The 18,634-nt window shown below is 34.7% G+C and carries 14 protein-coding genes; 4 read left to right on the forward strand and 10 right to left on the reverse strand.

Translation table 11 applies throughout. The annotated features are described in order from the left end of the window. Positions 1-16: 16 nt before the first annotated feature. The 10 genes from RQM59_RS00845 to RQM59_RS00890 form a co-directional block, all read right to left on the reverse strand. Positions 17-1,501 carry a TolC family protein gene (locus RQM59_RS00845; protein WP_349240160.1) on the reverse strand — a complete coding sequence of 495 codons (1,485 nt, stop codon included), beginning with the start codon at positions 1,499-1,501 and terminating at the stop codon, positions 17-19. Positions 1,502-1,513: 12 nt separating this feature from the next. Continuing rightward, positions 1,514-3,766 (reverse strand): NHLP bacteriocin export ABC transporter permease/ATPase subunit, encoded by a 2,253-nt coding sequence (locus tag RQM59_RS00850; protein WP_349240161.1) that lies wholly within the window; start codon positions 3,764-3,766, stop codon positions 1,514-1,516. A gap of 11 nt (positions 3,767-3,777) precedes the next feature. Then, entirely contained in the window at positions 3,778-5,931 is a 2,154-nt protein-coding gene (locus RQM59_RS00855; RefSeq protein ID WP_349240162.1) for an ATP-binding cassette domain-containing protein, read from the reverse strand. A 27-nt stretch (positions 5,932-5,958) separates the two neighbouring features. Next, a complete protein-coding gene (locus RQM59_RS00860) occupies positions 5,959-7,200 on the reverse strand; it encodes an NHLP bacteriocin system secretion protein (protein WP_349240163.1) in 1,242 nt (413 codons plus the stop codon). Between the two features lie 28 nt (positions 7,201-7,228). Beyond that, the gene (locus RQM59_RS00865; RefSeq protein WP_349240164.1) at positions 7,229-7,522 is read right to left on the reverse strand and encodes a hypothetical protein; all 294 of its coding nucleotides are present in this window, start codon (positions 7,520-7,522) and stop codon (positions 7,229-7,231) included. Between the two features lie 393 nt (positions 7,523-7,915). Next, on the reverse strand, positions 7,916-9,268 hold the full coding sequence (locus tag RQM59_RS00870; RefSeq protein WP_349240165.1) for a TlpA family protein disulfide reductase: 1,353 nt from the start codon (positions 9,266-9,268) through the stop codon (positions 7,916-7,918). A gap of 100 nt (positions 9,269-9,368) precedes the next feature. Then, positions 9,369-10,298, reverse strand: a complete 930-nt coding sequence (locus RQM59_RS00875) for a phage tail-like protein (protein ID WP_349240166.1) — start codon at positions 10,296-10,298, stop codon at positions 9,369-9,371. 35 nt (positions 10,299-10,333) lie between these two features. After that, the gene (locus RQM59_RS00880) at positions 10,334-10,501 is read right to left on the reverse strand and encodes a hypothetical protein (RefSeq protein ID WP_349240167.1); all 168 of its coding nucleotides are present in this window, start codon (positions 10,499-10,501) and stop codon (positions 10,334-10,336) included. Next, a complete protein-coding gene (locus tag RQM59_RS00885; RefSeq protein ID WP_349240168.1) occupies positions 10,501-12,051 on the reverse strand; it encodes a T9SS type A sorting domain-containing protein in 1,551 nt (516 codons plus the stop codon). The genes RQM59_RS00880 and RQM59_RS00885 overlap by 1 nt, the downstream gene beginning before the upstream one ends. Positions 12,052-12,319: 268 nt before the next feature. Next, a complete protein-coding gene (locus RQM59_RS00890) occupies positions 12,320-14,008 on the reverse strand; it encodes a helix-turn-helix domain-containing protein (RefSeq protein ID WP_349240169.1) in 1,689 nt (562 codons plus the stop codon). Positions 14,009-14,738: 730 nt separating this feature from the next. On the opposite strand from RQM59_RS00890, the gene RQM59_RS00895 reads away from it, so the two are divergent. The 4 genes from RQM59_RS00895 (at position 14,739) to RQM59_RS00910 (ending at position 18,551) form a co-directional block, all read left to right on the forward strand. Continuing rightward, a complete protein-coding gene (locus RQM59_RS00895) occupies positions 14,739-15,593 on the forward strand; it encodes a helix-turn-helix domain-containing protein (protein WP_349240170.1) in 855 nt (284 codons plus the stop codon). A gap of 268 nt (positions 15,594-15,861) precedes the next feature. Next, positions 15,862-17,457, forward strand: coding sequence for a T9SS type A sorting domain-containing protein (locus RQM59_RS00900; protein ID WP_349240171.1), 1,596 nt, complete (start codon positions 15,862-15,864; stop codon positions 17,455-17,457). Between the two features lies 1 nt (position 17,458). Then, positions 17,459-17,623, forward strand: coding sequence for a hypothetical protein (locus RQM59_RS00905; protein WP_349240172.1), 165 nt, complete (start codon positions 17,459-17,461; stop codon positions 17,621-17,623). A gap of 46 nt (positions 17,624-17,669) precedes the next feature. After that, positions 17,670-18,551: a phage tail-like protein gene (locus tag RQM59_RS00910; RefSeq protein WP_349240173.1), complete on the forward strand. Its 882-nt coding sequence runs from the start codon at positions 17,670-17,672 to the stop codon at positions 18,549-18,551. The last annotated feature ends 83 nt before the right edge of the window (positions 18,552-18,634 follow it).

The following is an 18,634-nucleotide window of genomic DNA, read 5'->3' on the forward strand; positions in this document are numbered from 1 at the left end:
TATCTTCTTGCAATTCTTAAAATAATTTGAGCAATGTAAACTCATTTAATTCTTGCTCATTATTAGGCAACTCGCCTAGTTTAAATTTAAGGCTTACATAATTTCTCCATATGTCATATTTCAGTGTGTTTAACGATTTCATCGCCGTAAAATAGTTATCAAAAGAAAGTGTTATATCTATCTGTGTTGAGCTACCTAATTTAAACTTCTCTTTCTCGTCTAAATAATTTTGTTTGGTTAAGGCTACAATCTTTTTAGTTTGTTCAAACAACTCTATTTTTTGCTCTAAGAGCGTTATATTTAATTTTGCGCTCACGACATTTTCAAAAATGTATTGTTCTAAAAAAGTTTTTGATATATCTAACTCCGTTAGTTGCTCCAAATAAGCTCCTCGTTGCTTTTGATTACTTATTGGTAAATTATGTGTTAATGATACCAATACACTATAACCTGGGTATGTACTTCTTAATGTATTACTGAAATTATAGCCTCCATTTTGGATCATACCAAATCGAGAAACTTTCACATCGAGATCTAGCTGATTCCGTTTTTGATTTTGAGCATTTTTAAGTAATAATTTATTCTCCTCGACTCTTAATGCAATATTCCTATATTGTGGCGTGTTCTTCACCAGCGTTTCTAGATTAAACTTTCTAGCCGCTATATATGTTATCATTTTCTCCTTATTTGGGTCAGGAATGACATCCATTAAATTTGGAATTGAATCTACTGTAATAGCATTATTTCCTAAAAGCATTCTAGTGCTATAATAGGTCCCCAAAGCGTCTAAGTTTGCAATAGTAACTTGTTGTGTTTTTTGTTCTACAAAGGCATCTGCTCTGTTTTTCTCAACCTGAGGGATTTGGTCATTCTTAGCCAACGAATAAATGTATTCATGATATTTCTTTGCTTCGGCTAGTGTATTTTGTTCAATCTCATATCGCTTCGTATTTTCCTGCAGTGTCAAATAAGTAAGCAGCATCTCATTAAAATAGATAAGAACTTGGTTAGAAAACTGTTCTTTTAACGCTTTCTCATTTATTTTTGACGTTTCTATAAATGTGTTTGCCGCACTACTTTTTCCTAACCCTCTTAAGAGTGGAATCGTTGCTCCAACCCATGCTCCAGAGCTATTTAAAATAAAACTTTCTTGTATAAGATCGGTCCTCTCGAGTCTAGCTCCAGAATAAAAGTCTATTCCTAATTTGGTTGGAAGTACAAAATTAGTTTGAAAATACTGTGTTCCATTATTCGTAATGGTAGGATCAACTCCTGAACCATATACTACCTCCGAGTCTAGGTACGGATTTAAAAAGCCATTGGCTCTTAATAATGTATAGGTAGCTTTATCTACATTCAGATTTTCCAACTTGATCGCGTAGTTATTCTTGAACCCTTCGCGAAGTAATTCCTGAAAAGAGACAGCTTTTGTTTGTGCATTTGACTGAAAAGTCAAAAACAATGAGATCAATAGCATGCATATGTTAGCTCTTACTTTCATTATTCTCTTATATTAACTCATTTGGTTCTTTACTAAGTTATAGAAAAACCCTTGCTTTTTAACAAGTGTATTGTAATTCCCTTTCTCCATAATCTCTCCTTTTTCTAAGACTACAATTAGATCGGCGTCCTTAATAGTACTTAATCTATGGGCTATCACAATTTTTGTCGATTCAAGTTCATTCAAATTATCAGTAACTGTCTTTTGCGTATCGTTATCCAGAGCTGAAGTTGCTTCATCAAATAAGATCAACTTTGGTTTTTTGATCATCGCTCTTGCAATCACAATACGTTGTTGCTGTCCACCAGAAAGTGTTCCTCCTCCTGCAGGAAGGTAAGTGTTCATCTTATCTTCTAAGTCTTCAATTTCTTGATCACAACCCGCCATTCTTGCCGCTTCCCAAGCATCTTCTTCGGTATAATTAGAGGTTCCGATAATATTATATAAAACACTCCCCTCCATTATTTTTCCATTCTGTAATACTACTCCAGTTTGATCTCTAATGGTTCTAATATCCAGTTCTTTCATATCCATTCCGTTAAATAGAATGGTTCCCTTTTCATACTCTTCAAAACCAAGTAAGACCCTAAACAAGGTAGATTTTCCAGAGCCAGAACCTCCTACGATGGCCACAAACTGACCTTCTTCTATCTTCAGGCTGAGGTCTTTAAGAATCAAAGTATCGGTATCTTTATATTTAAAGTGAAGGTTCGCTATTTCAATTTTACCTGTTAGCTTTCCTACATCTTTCTTATCATCATAATCCTCCGTTTCTGCTTCTAAAAGAGGTCTCAATAATTCTAAGGTAGGTTTAATACTCATTACTGGCACCGTAACCATGAAAGCGCTAATCAGTGCTCCTTGAAAACTCAAATAAGCCGAGTTAAAGGCAATAAAATCTCCAATACTAAAGTTGGATCCAGGTAATGTTAAAAGGTCATAGATGCGGATATAAATTAGCAAGGTTGCCAAAATAGGAAAGCCATAGGTAAATACAGAAGCGACGATAATCAACTTTTGTTTATCTGCATAATGCTTCTTTTGTTGCGAGAATTTATCGGCCCAAATATTGAATACCTTGTCTTCTGAGGCGGTCATTCTAACTTTTTTTATCCCTCCCATCATCATCATCATAAACCCGGAAATAATGGCTTGTAAACGCATGGTCCCCGCCACGTGCTTGTACGCAAGTTTACTAATGGTTAATGTAAATCCGGCCACTACCACTCCTAGTAGTAAAGCCAGAATAGTAAGTTTTACATCATAATAGAACATTAATGCCAAATAGAAAATAGAGAAAATGGCAGCCACTAGAGCGCTCATCACATTTGCCGAAAGAATGGTTCTTATCTTTTCTATTCCCAAGCTTCTTTCTGCTAAATTACCGGCATCATACTTATTAAAAAAGGGAACTTTTAAAGAAAGTATTCTATCCCAAACTGCCGATTGCAATTTATAACTGGACTTTCCTTCGAAACGCAATACAGCAATTGATTTTGCCAAATTAATAACTCCGAGTATTAGTACTAGTGTTAAGATTACATACCCTATTTCGTATATACTATTTTGTTCTCCTCCTGGAATAATAACATTGAAAATATACCCAGACATAATTGGAATAAATAGTGATAACAGGGCTCCTACAATACCTAAAACAAAGAAGAAAGCAACATCCTTTTTAGTAAAAGCCAGTGTAAACTTTAACAAGCCCAATTGTGAAATTTTTCCTTTAGGTAATGGAGAGAAAAAGGAATGAACCATGGACTTAATACTATTTGCATTAGATTCATTTACAACACTATCTTTTCCTGTTTTTATATTCTTGAGGATGTATTTTTTATTCTTTCTAACCAATGCAACTGGCGAATTATCTTCCTTTAAGAATGCTAACAATGGTCCGTGATCGTATTTCCACCACTCATTTTCTAACTGAATCTTTCTAGATCGAATATTGGAAGCTCTCAAAATTTTCTTTAACGGAGTCCATACTTCTGATGCATTTTCAAAACCTGCAACAAACGCTATACGCTCTATATCGCCAATAAGCTTGCAAGTCTTTAATAATAAAGAATCATACGATTCTTTAGAGTCATAACTATACTTTGATTTCTTATCTTTTTTAGGAAAAAGAACCTCATTCAGTTTATCATAGCCTCCATCGTGGGAAAGCTTCCTGAAAAAATAAGAAGTCTTGACCTGTCGAATAGCCTTTTGGTAAAAAAGCTTTTTAGAGTCGTTATGTTCTGATGAATTCTGTTTTCCCATTTATAATATCGCTATGAATTCTTTATCAGTTTATAATACAATCCACTTGTATCCTTCATTAATTCTTCGTGATTTCCTTGTTGTATCACATTTCCTTTTTCTAGCACTATAATTTCATCAAAATCTTTAATGGTGCTTAATCTGTGTGCTATTGTTATCGTAGTACAATTCCTTTTACGGAAGTTGTCCATAACCAATTTTTCTGTTTCTGTATCTAATGCTGAAGTGGCCTCGTCTAAAAATAATATAGTTGGATTCGTTATTAAAGCTCTTGCAATTTCAAGTCGCTGTCTTTGTCCTCCACTAAAATTCCTTCCTGCCGGAGCAACTCTTGCTTGATATCCTCCATCTCGTTCTGAAACAACCTCATGTATTTCAGCATCTTTAGCAGATGCTATAACTTCAGTATTAGGAATAGCTCTATTCCACATAGTGATGTTATCGGAAATCGTTCCTGTAAAAAAGAACGTTTCCTGGTCTACCATTGACAAAGAGTTCCTAAAAACATCTTTGTTAATAGTGTTTATTGGTTTATCGTCATAGGTAATTTCTCCAGACAAAGGAGGATACAATCCCGACATCACTTTTAGCAATGTCGATTTACCAGATCCAGAGCCACCAACAATAGCGATTCTCTTTCCTGGATCCGCGCTCAATGAAAAATTCTGAATAATGGGTTCACTAAATTTATTATATCCAAAAGAGATATTTTTCACCTCAAACTGACCGGTAAGTTTTGCATTTAAGGGAGTTACCGTATCAATTGTTTCTCTCGCGCTATTATCACAAAAGACATCGGTAGGTTCATCTAAAGAATCCATAAGATTGTTGATATTCCCTTTATTTAGTTGCACATTACCTGTAAAATCAACTAAGTTCTTAACGGGATCAGAAAAGTTGGCTATAAAACTTTGCAATGCAATGAATACACCAATAGTTAGTTCTCCTCTAATGATCAACAATCCTCCTAATAGCAAAATAACTACATTATTCAATTGAGAAATAAAGTCCGGTAATACCGTAAGTATTCTTGAGGTTACCCCTAATTTTTGATTATTATTGATGGAGGCTATTAAATGACTAGACCAAAGTGCGAAAAAATCATTTTCCGCTCCGGATGCCTTAAGTGTTTCAATTTGTTCTATTCCCGTAGTTGCAATACTAAAGGTTGCCTGTTCTTTTTGAAATAATGCCTGATTAAGTGCTGTTCTTTTTGCAGAGAAATAACGCAATGCAAAAATATTAATGAGCATGATTGCTATTCCTACCAATGACAAGATCCAATTGTATTTTAACATTACGAATCCGTAAAAGAATACTGTTAAGAAACTTAAGAGCATAGATGCAAAATCTCTGGTTAGTAAGGTCGCAATTGCATCGTTAAGACCGATTCTCTTAACTGTTTCGCCTGTAGGATGATTTTGAAAATACTTATACGGAACCTTAAATATGTGCATTACAAATTTAGCAGATTCAGTCAAACTTGATTTTAACTCTACTCTAAGCAATATCCATTGCTGTAAATACACTAATAGGCATCCAAAAACAAGAAAGGCTGTCAGTGCTGTTAGCATTGGATGAAACCATTGCGATTGAGATAAGAGAATAATATCGTCAAAGAATAGTTTGTTCAAGGAAGGGATCACGATTGCTGGTATCAATAAAATGACGCCTGCAATTAACACATAGACCATTCCTTTAAAATTTGGAGAGACTCGTTTTTTTAGTTCATTATAGAATGTAGAGCTCTTCTCTATCTGTTCAAAGTCAGCCCCTGGAGTTAGGGTCATAGACCAACCTCCATACATTTCTTCCAACTGAGATTTTGCTATTTTCTCTTCCCCTTTTTCGGGATCGTGAATGAGGCAATGCTCTTTTCCTTTTTTTACAAGAACTACGTACTTTCCCGAAGTAGTCTTTAGAATAACAGGAGATGTTCCGGGTATCTCCGCAAGTGTCATAGCAGATTGTTCGGCTTTAAACTTAAAACGCTCCGCTGTCTTGTACAGATTTTCTGAGGCTATCTCATCATTCCCTACATTACAGGCATTTTTAACAGTGTTTAATTTTGGAAAAGAACCATAATACCCCAAAAGCATTGCCAAGCAAATTGCTCCAGACTCGCCTTGATTAGATTGCAAAAAAACGGGGATCTTCCTTTTCATGATTCCTAAAAGTTAAACAAGCTTCTTCTACTTAAAGTAGTCTTTAAATATGGGTAATAAATAGTCGATCGGTGCTTTCTCTTTAACATTGACAAAAGCCCTAGTCATCTGACCAGGGTATATTTTAAAAGGAGGTCCTTTCTTATTAGACCAATCAAACCCACTTATCGTATTCGGATCTGAATTTAATTGTACAATTACTTTGTACACCGCTCCTTTCGATTCTATCATACTCACTAAATCACCATTTTGGAGGTCATTTACTAAGCTTTTAGAAGAAGAAACAAATGGACTCACCTCCAATACAGTTCCCTTTAACCAGCCGTACAAATTATAATCTACATTAAAAGGCTGAATATCTACTTCCATGCCTTTCTTAATTAGCTCATTTGAACTAAACGGCACATATAAGTTTAGTATGTAACTTTTACTTGTTTTTTCATCTTCATTAATAACGGCAAGAATTAAATCAGGGGAAATAATATCTCCTTCTTTGGCATTTATCTGTCGAACGACTCCATCAGTTTTAGCCTTAACTTCCGTTCTTAATTTATATTCCTTATGAAGGTCTTCCAACTCTTTCTCAAGGATGGCGACTTGATCTACAATATCTTTCTCCGTAATATTTTTGCCCAAATTCCATTCTTCAGAATTCAGTGTAATTAAATTGAGTTGCTCATTCAATCCAATCCTTTCGGTTTTTACATCGGTAAGGCTACTTTGCGTTGAAAAATATTGAGAATACGTGATTAATCCTTTATCGTATAACTCTTTTTCCTGTGCAACTTTCTTTTCTAAAAAATCAATGGTTTTTTGATTTTCCGAAAGCTTATCTCGAAGTCTTGATGCCCCAAGGTTATCCACCTTCTTTTTAAGAGAGGCATTCTTGGTGTTTCCAGATAGGATAAGCCCTCTTTTAGCTTTTAGCTGCTTTACAGAAGCTTCCAGCTCTTTGACCTTACTCTCCATTTCTGGTTGTCTAACTATAAAAATGACATCTCCTTTTTTAACAGCGTCATTAATAGTAGCATTTATGTTTACTACTTGCCCTCCATATAGCGCATTCACTCTATGTAATCCACCATCGGTACTTACCTCTCCAATTCCTTCAATCTTCTGTGGAATGGAACCAAACATACCCCATGCTATAGTAATAACTGCCGCTACAATAAACGCAATTAATACATAAGAATACATAGGACGCGTAATGACAAGCGCCTTTAATAGCAAATTATCTCCGCTATTGGAATTGCCCTGAGATTCTTGCATAAATTTTAGAAATTAATAAAGTGATGCTCTAATGCATCCCTTTAGCTTTCAATGCATCTCGCTCTTCTTGAGAAACTGGGCATGTAATTTTACCATTCGCATCTCGATATTGATCAATATCGTGCTCATCAATAAATTTTTGAATTTGCCCTTTAGAAAGACCCATTGAGGTAAATCTTTCCATCATATCTCCCATTCCTGGAATACTACTCATATCAGGAGCACCGCTACCACCCGATGAAGGAATGCTTTTTGCGTTTGGTGCTGAAGGTGCTGAAGGTGCACTAGGAGGTGCCGGGATGTTAAATTTTGATTTTTCCATGAGGTGTAAGATTAATTAATATTTTGATTTAGGATGTTTAAATATAGCCAAAAAAAAACCAAAAATAAGTGCGAAATACTAAATTTAACTACGTGGTAACACTAAGACATGTTTTTTTAATAACACTCACCATCTGTGTAATATGAAGAAAGTAATGAATGATGTGATTATGTAAAACTACAGTCTCATATCGATAATAAAGATTTGGAGACTATGCTTTTCTCATAATAATGGCGCGCTGCCAAAACATAATATATAAAGACTTACAAGTACCGCATTTATATTTTTTACTCGATGGAAAAAGTAACTTCATTGCAAAAAATCTTCTTTTTCTTTTGGCAATAGTAGAATAACAAACAGGACAAATTCTTTTCATAAATAATTATTTGATGTTCATAGTTTGTAATCTACCCAAGCATTAATTTGTTCTAGTGAATTGGGGTGTTGCAGAATTTTCATGTTGTTATCGATCAGTACATATGTTGGAGTAGCGCTTATAAAATACTCTTTTGCTGCTTTGGTTTCCCAACCTAGATAATCACAATAGGTTTTCCAAGGCATACTTCTGTAAGCCTTTTCGAACGCTTCTTTATCAGTATCTAAACTTATATATACAATTTCCATTTTACGACTCCACTTAGGATAAATTCTTTGTAATTCTTGCAGTGCGGTTATACAGTGCGGACACGTGCTAGCCCCAAAAACCAGCAGTACATTTTTTTGTAGATCACTTAACTTAAGGTCCGTATTTAATTGTATATCTGGAGCCAAATTCCCAATTTTAAGAGTTTTATATTTTTCCAAGTTTTTTTCCAGAGTATTTCCCAGCTTACAACCGCAACTTTCATCAAGTAGTCGCTTAGACAAATGAGCGGCAGCAGAAAACAAACTCCTTTTTTCAAAAAGTTGAAATAATTTTTCAGATACCATATTTAATAAGAGACTGTTTTCTTTAAGATTATCAATCAAATAATCAGTGCTAACATTCATTTGTTTGTATATACTATCTAACGACTGACCCATATTCTCCAATAAGAAATAATGTTTCTCTATCAAAGGCCAAAACAATCCACTCGTTTTAAAGTTTTGGTTCGTAAAATCGATAGTTCTAAACTGTTGTATATTTTTCGGTATTCGCTTTCTATATGCATAAATAGATTCTGGCATATCACTTAATAATTTACGTTTTGGCATATACCATTTAAGATAACTTTCACTTGCTAAACTTGTTAGCTGTGACTCATTCTTATCTTCTATTCTTTTCATTTCTTTGCGAATAGCATCAATAACCATTATCTCTTTCCCCAACTCGTTTGAGCTCGTATATTTTAAATGTAAATAATGCCATGCCTTATATATTTGAGCCCTCTTTTGATAATCAGAAGTTACTTTAAAAAATAAGTCATTTGAGTAGTTCTTTTTAAAAGAGATACTATTAGGCTTGCTTAAATGTGTTCCCTCTATTTCAAGAATAGGCTCATCTAAAATGACGACCAACGTATTCTTTCCTTGAGTTTTTAATAGTGCAATTCCTTTATATTCTTTTGGATAGTTCAATGTAAAGTTACCCACACTATCGGTAACTGCTTTGGCCAGCTCAAATGTGTTAGAATAACTAAACCCTGTTAAGCTAATTTGTTGAGATCTATGATTCTTAAAACCTCCTTTTACAACCTGTGCTTTTATACTTGTTATACTTGCTATATATAGTATTGAGATTGCTAATTTTTTATATGAAGTTAGCATAATTTCTTGTGCCTTAAATCGTGTTAAAAATAGGTTGTGTTATCAAAACCTGTCATCCTAAATGAATGACAGATAGATGGATACATTGTAAATGAAGGTATTACTCTTTTATACAACGTACAGAAGCTCCAACTCCTGCTTCTGACGTAGATCCAGTGCTTACATTAGAACTAGTAATCAGCATTCGTAATGATCTACCTAGAAGAACACCACTAGCAGTACTAGACCAATAATAACCAGCGGTTCCAACAGAGTTCAAAGCACCTGTAGAAGTAAGTCTAAATCCAGAAAGTGTAAATTTTAAAGGAGAAGCAAATGCTCCTGCCGCATCATTAGTTGAAAAAGCAGCACGTTCTGCATTCAATTCCTGATTTGTCGGTACTCTGTATCCTGTAGGACAAGGGTTATTAGTACCTCCAACACCTTGCCATAAATTATTATTTGGAGTAGATCGCCAATTCAATATATTCGTAATAAAATCATCATGCCCAGGCGTATCTGTTGCAGAGGTTATGGCTGTTTCTCTAGCTTGTTCGGCACCATCACTTGTTGTGGAGGATGTCCAGTTAATCACTTCGTGCCCATCTGCTGCTCTTCCCCATTGAAATAAGCTACCATATCCTAAATGATCGGTTAAAGATGTAGCTACCTGACTAGCTCCTAAGTTCCTGTCCATCCATATTTTTCCTGTGGTGGACACTACATCTGTGTTTTCATTGAAACCACTCGGAACCCCAGTACTGGAAGCGATATAGCTTATACCATTAAAAATATACATTCCTTTTGGATCGCAATCGGTACAGTATACCAATAATCCTTCTGCTGGAGAGGTTATTGCTTCCATCTGTGCTTTCGTCATCCTAGGTAACAATACTCCTTTGGTCGTACTACTAATCTCAAGTGCCGCTGAAGCATCCGGATTGGAAGTTCCAACTCCTACCTGAGACCAAGTATTAAAGCTGATGCACATCAGTATCACAGTCGAATATGTCATGATTGATGTTCTAATTATTCTAATTCTTTTTTCCATCTTTATTGTTTTAGTTATTTATTCTCGATTTTTTATTAAAAACCTCCCCCCGGAGAATCTGGAACACTCATTGCTTGTGCTTTTTTTGGCTGCAATAATATATACGTTCCCAATGCTGTTAGTGCTGCATACTTTCCGTAATCCCCCAACTTATGTAGAGCTTCCTTACGCGTAATACCTTTATATTGATCTGTGTCTTTCATTATTCAATAATTAATTTCTTTGTACGGATTCTTTTTTCTGAAATAATTTGCACAATATACAGGCCAGCCTTAAGGCTTTTTGGCACTGCAATATCTTGTAGATGTTGGCCGACAAATGAATGTCGAAGTACTTCTTTTCCACCAATACTATACATACGCATAGCAATATTTCCATCATCTTGCAGTCCCGTTATTCTAATATTAGAAGCGTTTGTTTTATAAATGTTGATTGGTTGGAAGTCGGATACCTCTTCAGTCGACAATGTATGTGGCGAGGTATGTATATAAAAACGGCCAATATCACTTATGGGATCATCCGTAGTTACCTCATATGGAGTTTCATTTATTTTGGTAAATGTATTAGCTATCTTATCTTCTAAGTAGATATCTATACCTTCTGGTAAATTTGTTGCAATAGCACTAAAAATCAAATGCTGATTTGCTGCTGCATTTACAGATAATGGCACAACCATAATATCATAGGCATTATCTGGCAAACATTGTAATGTAAAGTTTACACCTTGACTATCAGAGACCAAATGAGTGTCTAAAGAAAAATCTGGTTGCCCATCTTGATAAGCTCCTGCATCATATCCAACGTCCAAACCAACATCTGCATTTGGCAGGTATTTAAGTTCTGTAGACTTCTGCTGATTTCCATTGGAAAGGTGTATTACTACACTCGAAATTGTATTGGTAGATCTATTAAAATTATCTGCAATGGCCTGATGACTGGTTAGAGATTCTGAAAAAGTAAAGGACTCATTATTACTTTTGGCTCTCACAAAAAAAGCTTGACCTGGTGACAAATAAGTAGCACTAGTGATTTGATTTACAGCTACATATTGCGCACCATCCCAAAAATATAACGCAGCAAAACTTGGATCAAGAGCGCCTAGGTTTTGTCCTAATACATTCGTTCCATTTGCGTTGTTGTTAACAGGAAGGTATGAGGGAAAGGGGTTTCCTATACAACTCCAATAATGAGTCCCACTAGCAGTACTTAATGAAGAAAGAACATCTGAGGAAGCCATTGCTCCCTCAAATGTTAGCAGCCCCCCGACTGTCCTTTTCATAGAATATCCTTCTCCAGAAACGAAGTTTCCAGCAACCGGAGCGGTCGTTGTGTCGTAATATTCCCATCGATTTCCCGATGACATTGCGTTATTATAAGCAGCTATTGCATATCTATTTCCGTTCGTGGCAATGCTATTGGCACCATTTACGTTGGTTGCAAAATCATTTATGCCTTGTGTTGTTACCGGAGATGTTATTAAATGCCACCCATTTCCATTTTGTACATTTTGGTTTACATACCGCTGATAAATAATTGACCCTGTTGTGGTACCAGATACCAATATGGAACCACTACTCGTTAAATCTGAACTTACGGTTACGCTACCTGATGCGTTTACCGTTAAGTTGTTATTAATATATAGCGCATCTTTTGATGAAATGAATAGTTCTCCACCTCCCGCTACATGCACTTCTTGACTTATTCCTAAATTTGCTAACAGTACAAAAAATACGAATGCAATTCTTTCCCCCATGAATATTGTATTTAAAAATTAAACGTTGTTATAAAAACTAGTAGGGGAAAATTGTTGAGTCAAAACTAGCGTCACATTCTAAACTCTGCAACCTTTATAAGTTGATTTTCATGAATTTCAAGTTTCAATATTTTTTATAATCACCTTATTATCAATTATATAGATATAAAAACACCTGATTCTTTTGAATCAGGTGAATTATTCATTTTTCTTACTATTTGATTAAAAAAAGTTATTCCCGAATTAAAAAACAGGGTTTTTAAGACACTTATACCCCAATTTTGTTTAATTGTTTGATATAATATGAAGGTTTTAATCCGGTCTTTTTGTAAAAAGCATTTGAAAAGGATTGGGCATTTTTATAACCAACTTCATTTCCAATTGCTTCTATGGAATATTTACGAATAGTTGGGTTTTTATCTAAAAGGTCCAATACATAATTAATACGCAGCTCATTTATGTAACTCGAGAATCCGATGCCCATACGATGGTTAATAATCTTAGACAAATAGTTCGGATTTGTCTTTAGATCGTTGGCTAATGAGTTTAGACTTAACCTGGTGCTAGTAAATGCATTTTTCCTTTCGAACGCTTCTAGTTTCTTAACTATTGTATCAATTACTTCTTTTGGAACGCTGATTTTAGATTTGTCTTGAGCTACCATTTTCGGAATACCCGTCTCTTTTCTTGTAGCAGAAGCCAGTTCATCAAAACGCCTCTTTAATTTTTTTCTTCTGTTGTATTCATAAAAGAACAATAACAGGGCAATGACAGAAATACCGATCATACCATACTTTATGATATTTGAAATAGAAATGTCTTTTTCTAACTCCTCTATAAGCGCTTCTCTTCTTTCTAAATTGTCCTTTTCATAATTATCGTATAGTGTTTCTTCAAACCTGTCGTCAGAGGCCATTTTTATACTGTCCCAAGAAATTATTTTGTTCAAATAATGCAATTGATTTTGGGTATCGTCTTTATCTTTATAATGTTGATATAGAAATTTAAATGCTGTCCTTTGAGACTCCGAATTGTAAAAGATTTTACTTGTATTGTACATAGAATCCACCTTTCCAAAATACGCCAATGCCTTGGGGTGTTCTTTCAATTTTATATATGAGTCCCCCATGAGGCTATATCCTTGAGATACCGCCAGATAATTTTCATCATCAATAAGAACATCCATAGCTCCTTTAATACTATCAACGGATGCCTGGTGGTTTTCCAATGTATGGTGTATTTGTCCTTGTCTAAATTTTGAGTAGGCAACGAGTAAAGTGTCTTTCTGTTCAAAACTGTATTGATATGCGATCTTGTTGTAATATAAGGCCGAGTCATTTTCGGACAAATCAGAATAGGTAGTAGAATAGTTATAGATAAAAGCAAAAAAATCATCTTTCCCTACTTTATGCATATGATCTTTGTAATATTCATAGCATTCTCTATAGATTTCAATGGCCTTTTTTCTGTTACCATTTTGAGCAACAAGTCTACCTATTTTAGTATACATCGCATAAGCTAAACTGTCGTTACCTGTGGATTCTGCATACTTTTTTGCCAACAATATCTCCTTCAAGGCTTCATTTTTATTTGTCCTAACCAGCGCGTATAGATGGCCTTTTCTATAATGAAAAAAAGCGGGAAACAACTTCGTTGGTTTTTTGGAAGTGACTTCTATAAGATGATCCAGGTAATCTATATAGATAGAATCATTTTTATACACTTCGCTTTTAAACGTATATCCCATTGCCATATTAATGGTATCCTTGGCTCTTTCGGCTTTTTTTAAATAAATAGCTGCAATGGTCTTCGCTTTTAAAGAATCAGTATACTTATAGGTATAGTATTGATTGTATAAATAGACATACGAAGAATCTAACAGTTGTTCTTTATTTTGAGAAGTAGTATTAGTGATCGCTAAAAAAAGTAGGGGTATAAAAAGCCATATTTTTTTCAAAACTTTTCAATTTATACGTATCCAAATATAACTTTTTTACACGTGAATTGTGTGAGTCCAAGTGAAATTAATCATAAAATAACGTTAAGAAAGTAACGCTAGAATATTAAATGAAGAATCCATCCAATTCAACAGCGCTCATTAATCTCAATAATTTTAACATAAAAAAGAGCAATTATTTTTGATTGCTCTTGCTGCAGCGAGAACTGGATTCTTTCTTCCATTTCATTCCAGGATGGGCCTAAAAAATAACAGATGAAGCTCCGATTGCTTTGCAATCTGATTTTTTATTTTGCCCTCAAGGCAATACAAGCATCACTTGACTCCAAAATAAAAGCTCCTTGATTTCTCAAGAAGCTTCTTTGTAGCGGGAACTGGACTCGAACCAGTGACCTTCGGGTTATGAGCTGACATCGTGAAATTTAAACTCCCTTTTTACTGGGCTCAGCTACCCTTATATTTTTAAAACGTGTTCCAAAACATGTTCAGTTTTGTGTTCACTTTGATTGTTTAAAATTTACTAGCAATTTAATAAAAAATTTACTTATCCTTATTCACTTTTAATTAGCTCCTTCAAATACAACTGTACAAAGTCATAGTAACTTACAATATACTACTAGATATAAGGCTAATTTTATCTGAAGATATACACTACACAATATTCTTTTCATTTTTTTTTATATGTTTATAGCAATATCCCCTACTTTATTTAACATAAAAAACATAATTCATGAAGTTAATAACAAAGTTTGAAGGGAAAAAATTGCAAATTGAACTAATTACACTAAAGGAGTATTTTAAAAAGAATAAAGATTATTGTTTTAAACCCCATTACAACGATTTCTCCCAGTTAGTGTGGTTTAAAAAGAAAGGGGAACATTTTATAAATTTTGAAAAACAATCGTTTCAAGAAAACAGTTTCTTTCTTTCTTATAGAAATCAGACCCAAAGCTTTTTAAGTGATAAAAATGAAGGGTATGTTTTGAGTTTCTCCGATGATTTTTTAAATCATTATGAAAAAGATGCCCTTAACCAAATACAATTTCAGATCTTTAATTTAAGAGGTAGCCCTTTTATAAAGATAACTCAAAGTGAATCTGATAAATTTGAAAGTTTGTTTAAGCAATTCTCAGATGAAATTAAAAATCAAGACTTCAACTATGAACTCCAAGTTTATAATTTGTTCCAAATTATGTTACTGAATGTAGAACGAATGAAAAGAAGAGATCCTGATTTCAACTCATTTATTGACCAGAATTTTATGCTGGCTCTTAGTTTTAAAAAGGCAATTGAAAAGTATAAGTGCGAATTTAAGACACTGGCCTTTTATGCCGACATGCTATCTGTAAGTGAAAAAACAATTATTACTGTCACTAAAAATTATTTTAGAGATACTCCTACCGGCTTAATGAGGAAGAAAAGATTGTTAGAAGCAAAAAGATTATTGATAAATACAAATTTACCAATAAAAGAGGTTAGTTTTAGGCTCGGCTTTCAGCAAACGACGTATTTTACAAAGTTTTTCAAAAAGGAAACATCCATGACTCCTAAGGTATTTAGAGAAAAAATAGGTTTGGAGTTTTAGTAAATTAATTCATCAAAAAAATAGGAGCTGCAAAACAGCTCCTATTTTTTTCATCGAAAGAGGCTACTTTACCATTTGTTATCCGTTTTTTACCATTTTTGTATTCTACCTTACCCTAGTTTTGAGGTGTAATTACATTGTAGTGCTAAGCATTAAGTTTTGTGTTATGTCACGATTATTATATAACAAGCCCTTTATATCACGTAACATTTAGCATGTATTAACAGCAGTGTAATTACTTTTTTTAACCTTAAAAGAGTAGTAAATTATGGAGGGATTTCTATTAAGTCAGATCAATTCAAAAAATCTTGTAAAAAAATCAAAGCTAACCATGCTTATAGTTCTGTTATTAGGACTATATACTGGCTCGGCACAAGAATTACATATTGCTTCAGGTGGAACCGTATATGTTTCGTCCGGAGACGCTTTATATGTTGATAACAATGTCGGCATCAATGCTGCTGGAAACTTAACGATTTCTTCAAATGCTTCGTCTAGCGGATCACTTTTAGTTACAGGAAGTGTTACTGGTAACATTAGCTATATCAGATACATTCCGGACACGAATTGGCATTTAGTGGCACCTCCTGTAACTAATCAGAGTATTCCAACTTTTGTAAGCGATGCCGGTAATAGTATAACAACCAACGGAGGTAATGGGAATTTTGCTGTGGCCTATTATAACAACGCTAATTCGGCAGGAGAGCGATGGACCTATCATAATGCTACTCCAAGTGCTGCAAATCAGGAAACCCTGACCAACTTTGTCAATGGACAAGGATATAGTATGAACAGAACTTCTGCTGGCGCCTTTACATTTACTGGTAGTATGACCACTTTAGATGTTGGTGTTGCCTTAACTACATCTAGCGGTGGTCATTATTGGAGTAGTATCGGGAATCCATATCCATCTTTCTTACCAGCAAATGACAACGCAGCCGGCACTAATGTTCTTGGACAGAATATTAACATATTAGATCCAAGTTTTGCAGGATTGTATTTCTGGAACGGCTCTGCTTATGAGGTAATCAACCAAACCAGTGCAGCTTTACATTTTTCTCCAGGACAAGCCTTTATGGTACGAGCAAAAGATGAAAGTGAGTTATTCACATTTACAGAAAGTTTACAAAGTCATCAAAGTGGTACCGACAATTTCTATAGAAACGAAAATAGCACACCAAACATTGTGGTGCATGTATCGAATGGAAGTCAGCAAAAAAGGACAGAGATCAAATATTTAAGCAATGCAACTACGGGCCTTGATGTTGGTTATGATGCAGGTACTTATGAAAACAATACTCCAAGCTTTTCGATAGATACCCATTTGGTAACAGATAGTGAAGGCATCAACTTTATGTTGCAATGTTTACCTGACAATAACTATGAAACAATGGTGATTCCTTTAGCCATTAGAGCCAATGCCAACACACCTTTAACATTTGATGTCGTTGCTAGTAATTTACCTCAAGGCATAGATGTATATCTCGAAGACAAAGAAGCTAACATAATAGAAAAAATAAGCGAGAATCCTTACGAGGTAACCCTAGATGAAGCTTTGACAGGAATTGGTCGTTTTTACTTACACACATCTTCAACAGCATTAAGTATAGATGATGTAGCTTCCTTAGAGTTTATAAATATGTATAAAACAAATAATACTACACTAAGAATTACTGGACTAGAAAGTCATAGTATTTCAAGGATAAGACTGTATGATATTACTGGTAAAGAAGTGATGAATCACAAATTTATCTCGCAAAATGTAAAGGATATTTCATTACCAGCACACTTAGCAACAGGTATATACATTGCAACATTGGTTTCTAATAGCAGTACAATGACCAAAAAAATAATTATTGAATAACATGGGGAAAATAGATAAAAAAAAAGGAATTACTCGAAAAGAAGCGCTCTCTAAAATAGGAGCATACGGAAAGTATGCAGCACTAACCGCTATGGGTACGTACATATTATTACAACCTAAAAAAGCACAGGCTATGTCTCCGGAGTCTCCGGGAACTGGGTTTTAACTATTTGAGTAACTAAAATAAAAATGACTAAAACAATTTAATTTCAATGAGAAAAAAAATAATACAAAGTATCGCCTTATTTGGTATGGTCTCTAATGTTATGTGCCAGGTTGGAGTGGGTACTAGTAATCCAGATAACTCAGCTGTACTGGAAGTAAATAGTACCGCTAAAGGTTTTTTATTACCTAGAATAACGAAAGCTCAAATATTAGCTATTTCTAATCCCGCTGAAGGGTTGATAGTGTATTGTACCGATTGTGCGCTAAAGGGTATGTACATATTCGATGGCGAGTTATTCAACAATTTCGCAGGTACGTCATCTATTGTAAATACTGTAACAGGTGCTGGAGGTAATGAATGGATGGATCGCAACTTAGGCGCATCACGTGTAGCTATTTTTCGTAGTGATCATTTAGCATATGGTAATATTTATCAGTGGGGTAGAAACAGTGATGGACATGAGGTTATTACCTGGGTCTCAGCAGCAACAACTGATGGTACAGAACAAGCCAATCAAACTTCCGGTCCGGTAGCTAGTGGAGCTGAGGGTACAAATTTTATTACAGTTTCAGGTCAAATAGATTGGTTAACAGTACAAGACGATACCCGTTGGAATGGCATAAATAAAGGAACTCATGATCCTTGTCCTTTAGGCTTTAGAATCCCTACTGAAGCTGAATGGACCGCAGAAAGAGTTACTTGGGCTTCAAGCAATAGAGATGGCGCTTTTGCCAGCTCATTAAAATTACCCACGCCCGGTATACGTATAAATAGTGGTGAATTATTCGCTATTGGTGGAGATGGGTTCTATTGGTCTAGTACCGTAGATGGCACCGTCAGTAATGCACTAAATTTCAATAGTAGTCAAGCTGAAAATGTGACTTTAAACAGATCATATGGTATGTCTGTACGTTGTATTAAGGAGTAATAATAATGTAAAGCCTAGATAAGATTGACAAGAGAAGACAGCTTATTTTATATAGGTTTATAAACTAAAGAATATAAATAAAA

The sequence above is a fragment of the Asprobacillus argus genome, from assembly GCF_032248395.1.
Classification (GTDB): Bacteria; Bacteroidota; Bacteroidia; order Flavobacteriales; family Flavobacteriaceae; genus Polaribacter; species Polaribacter argus.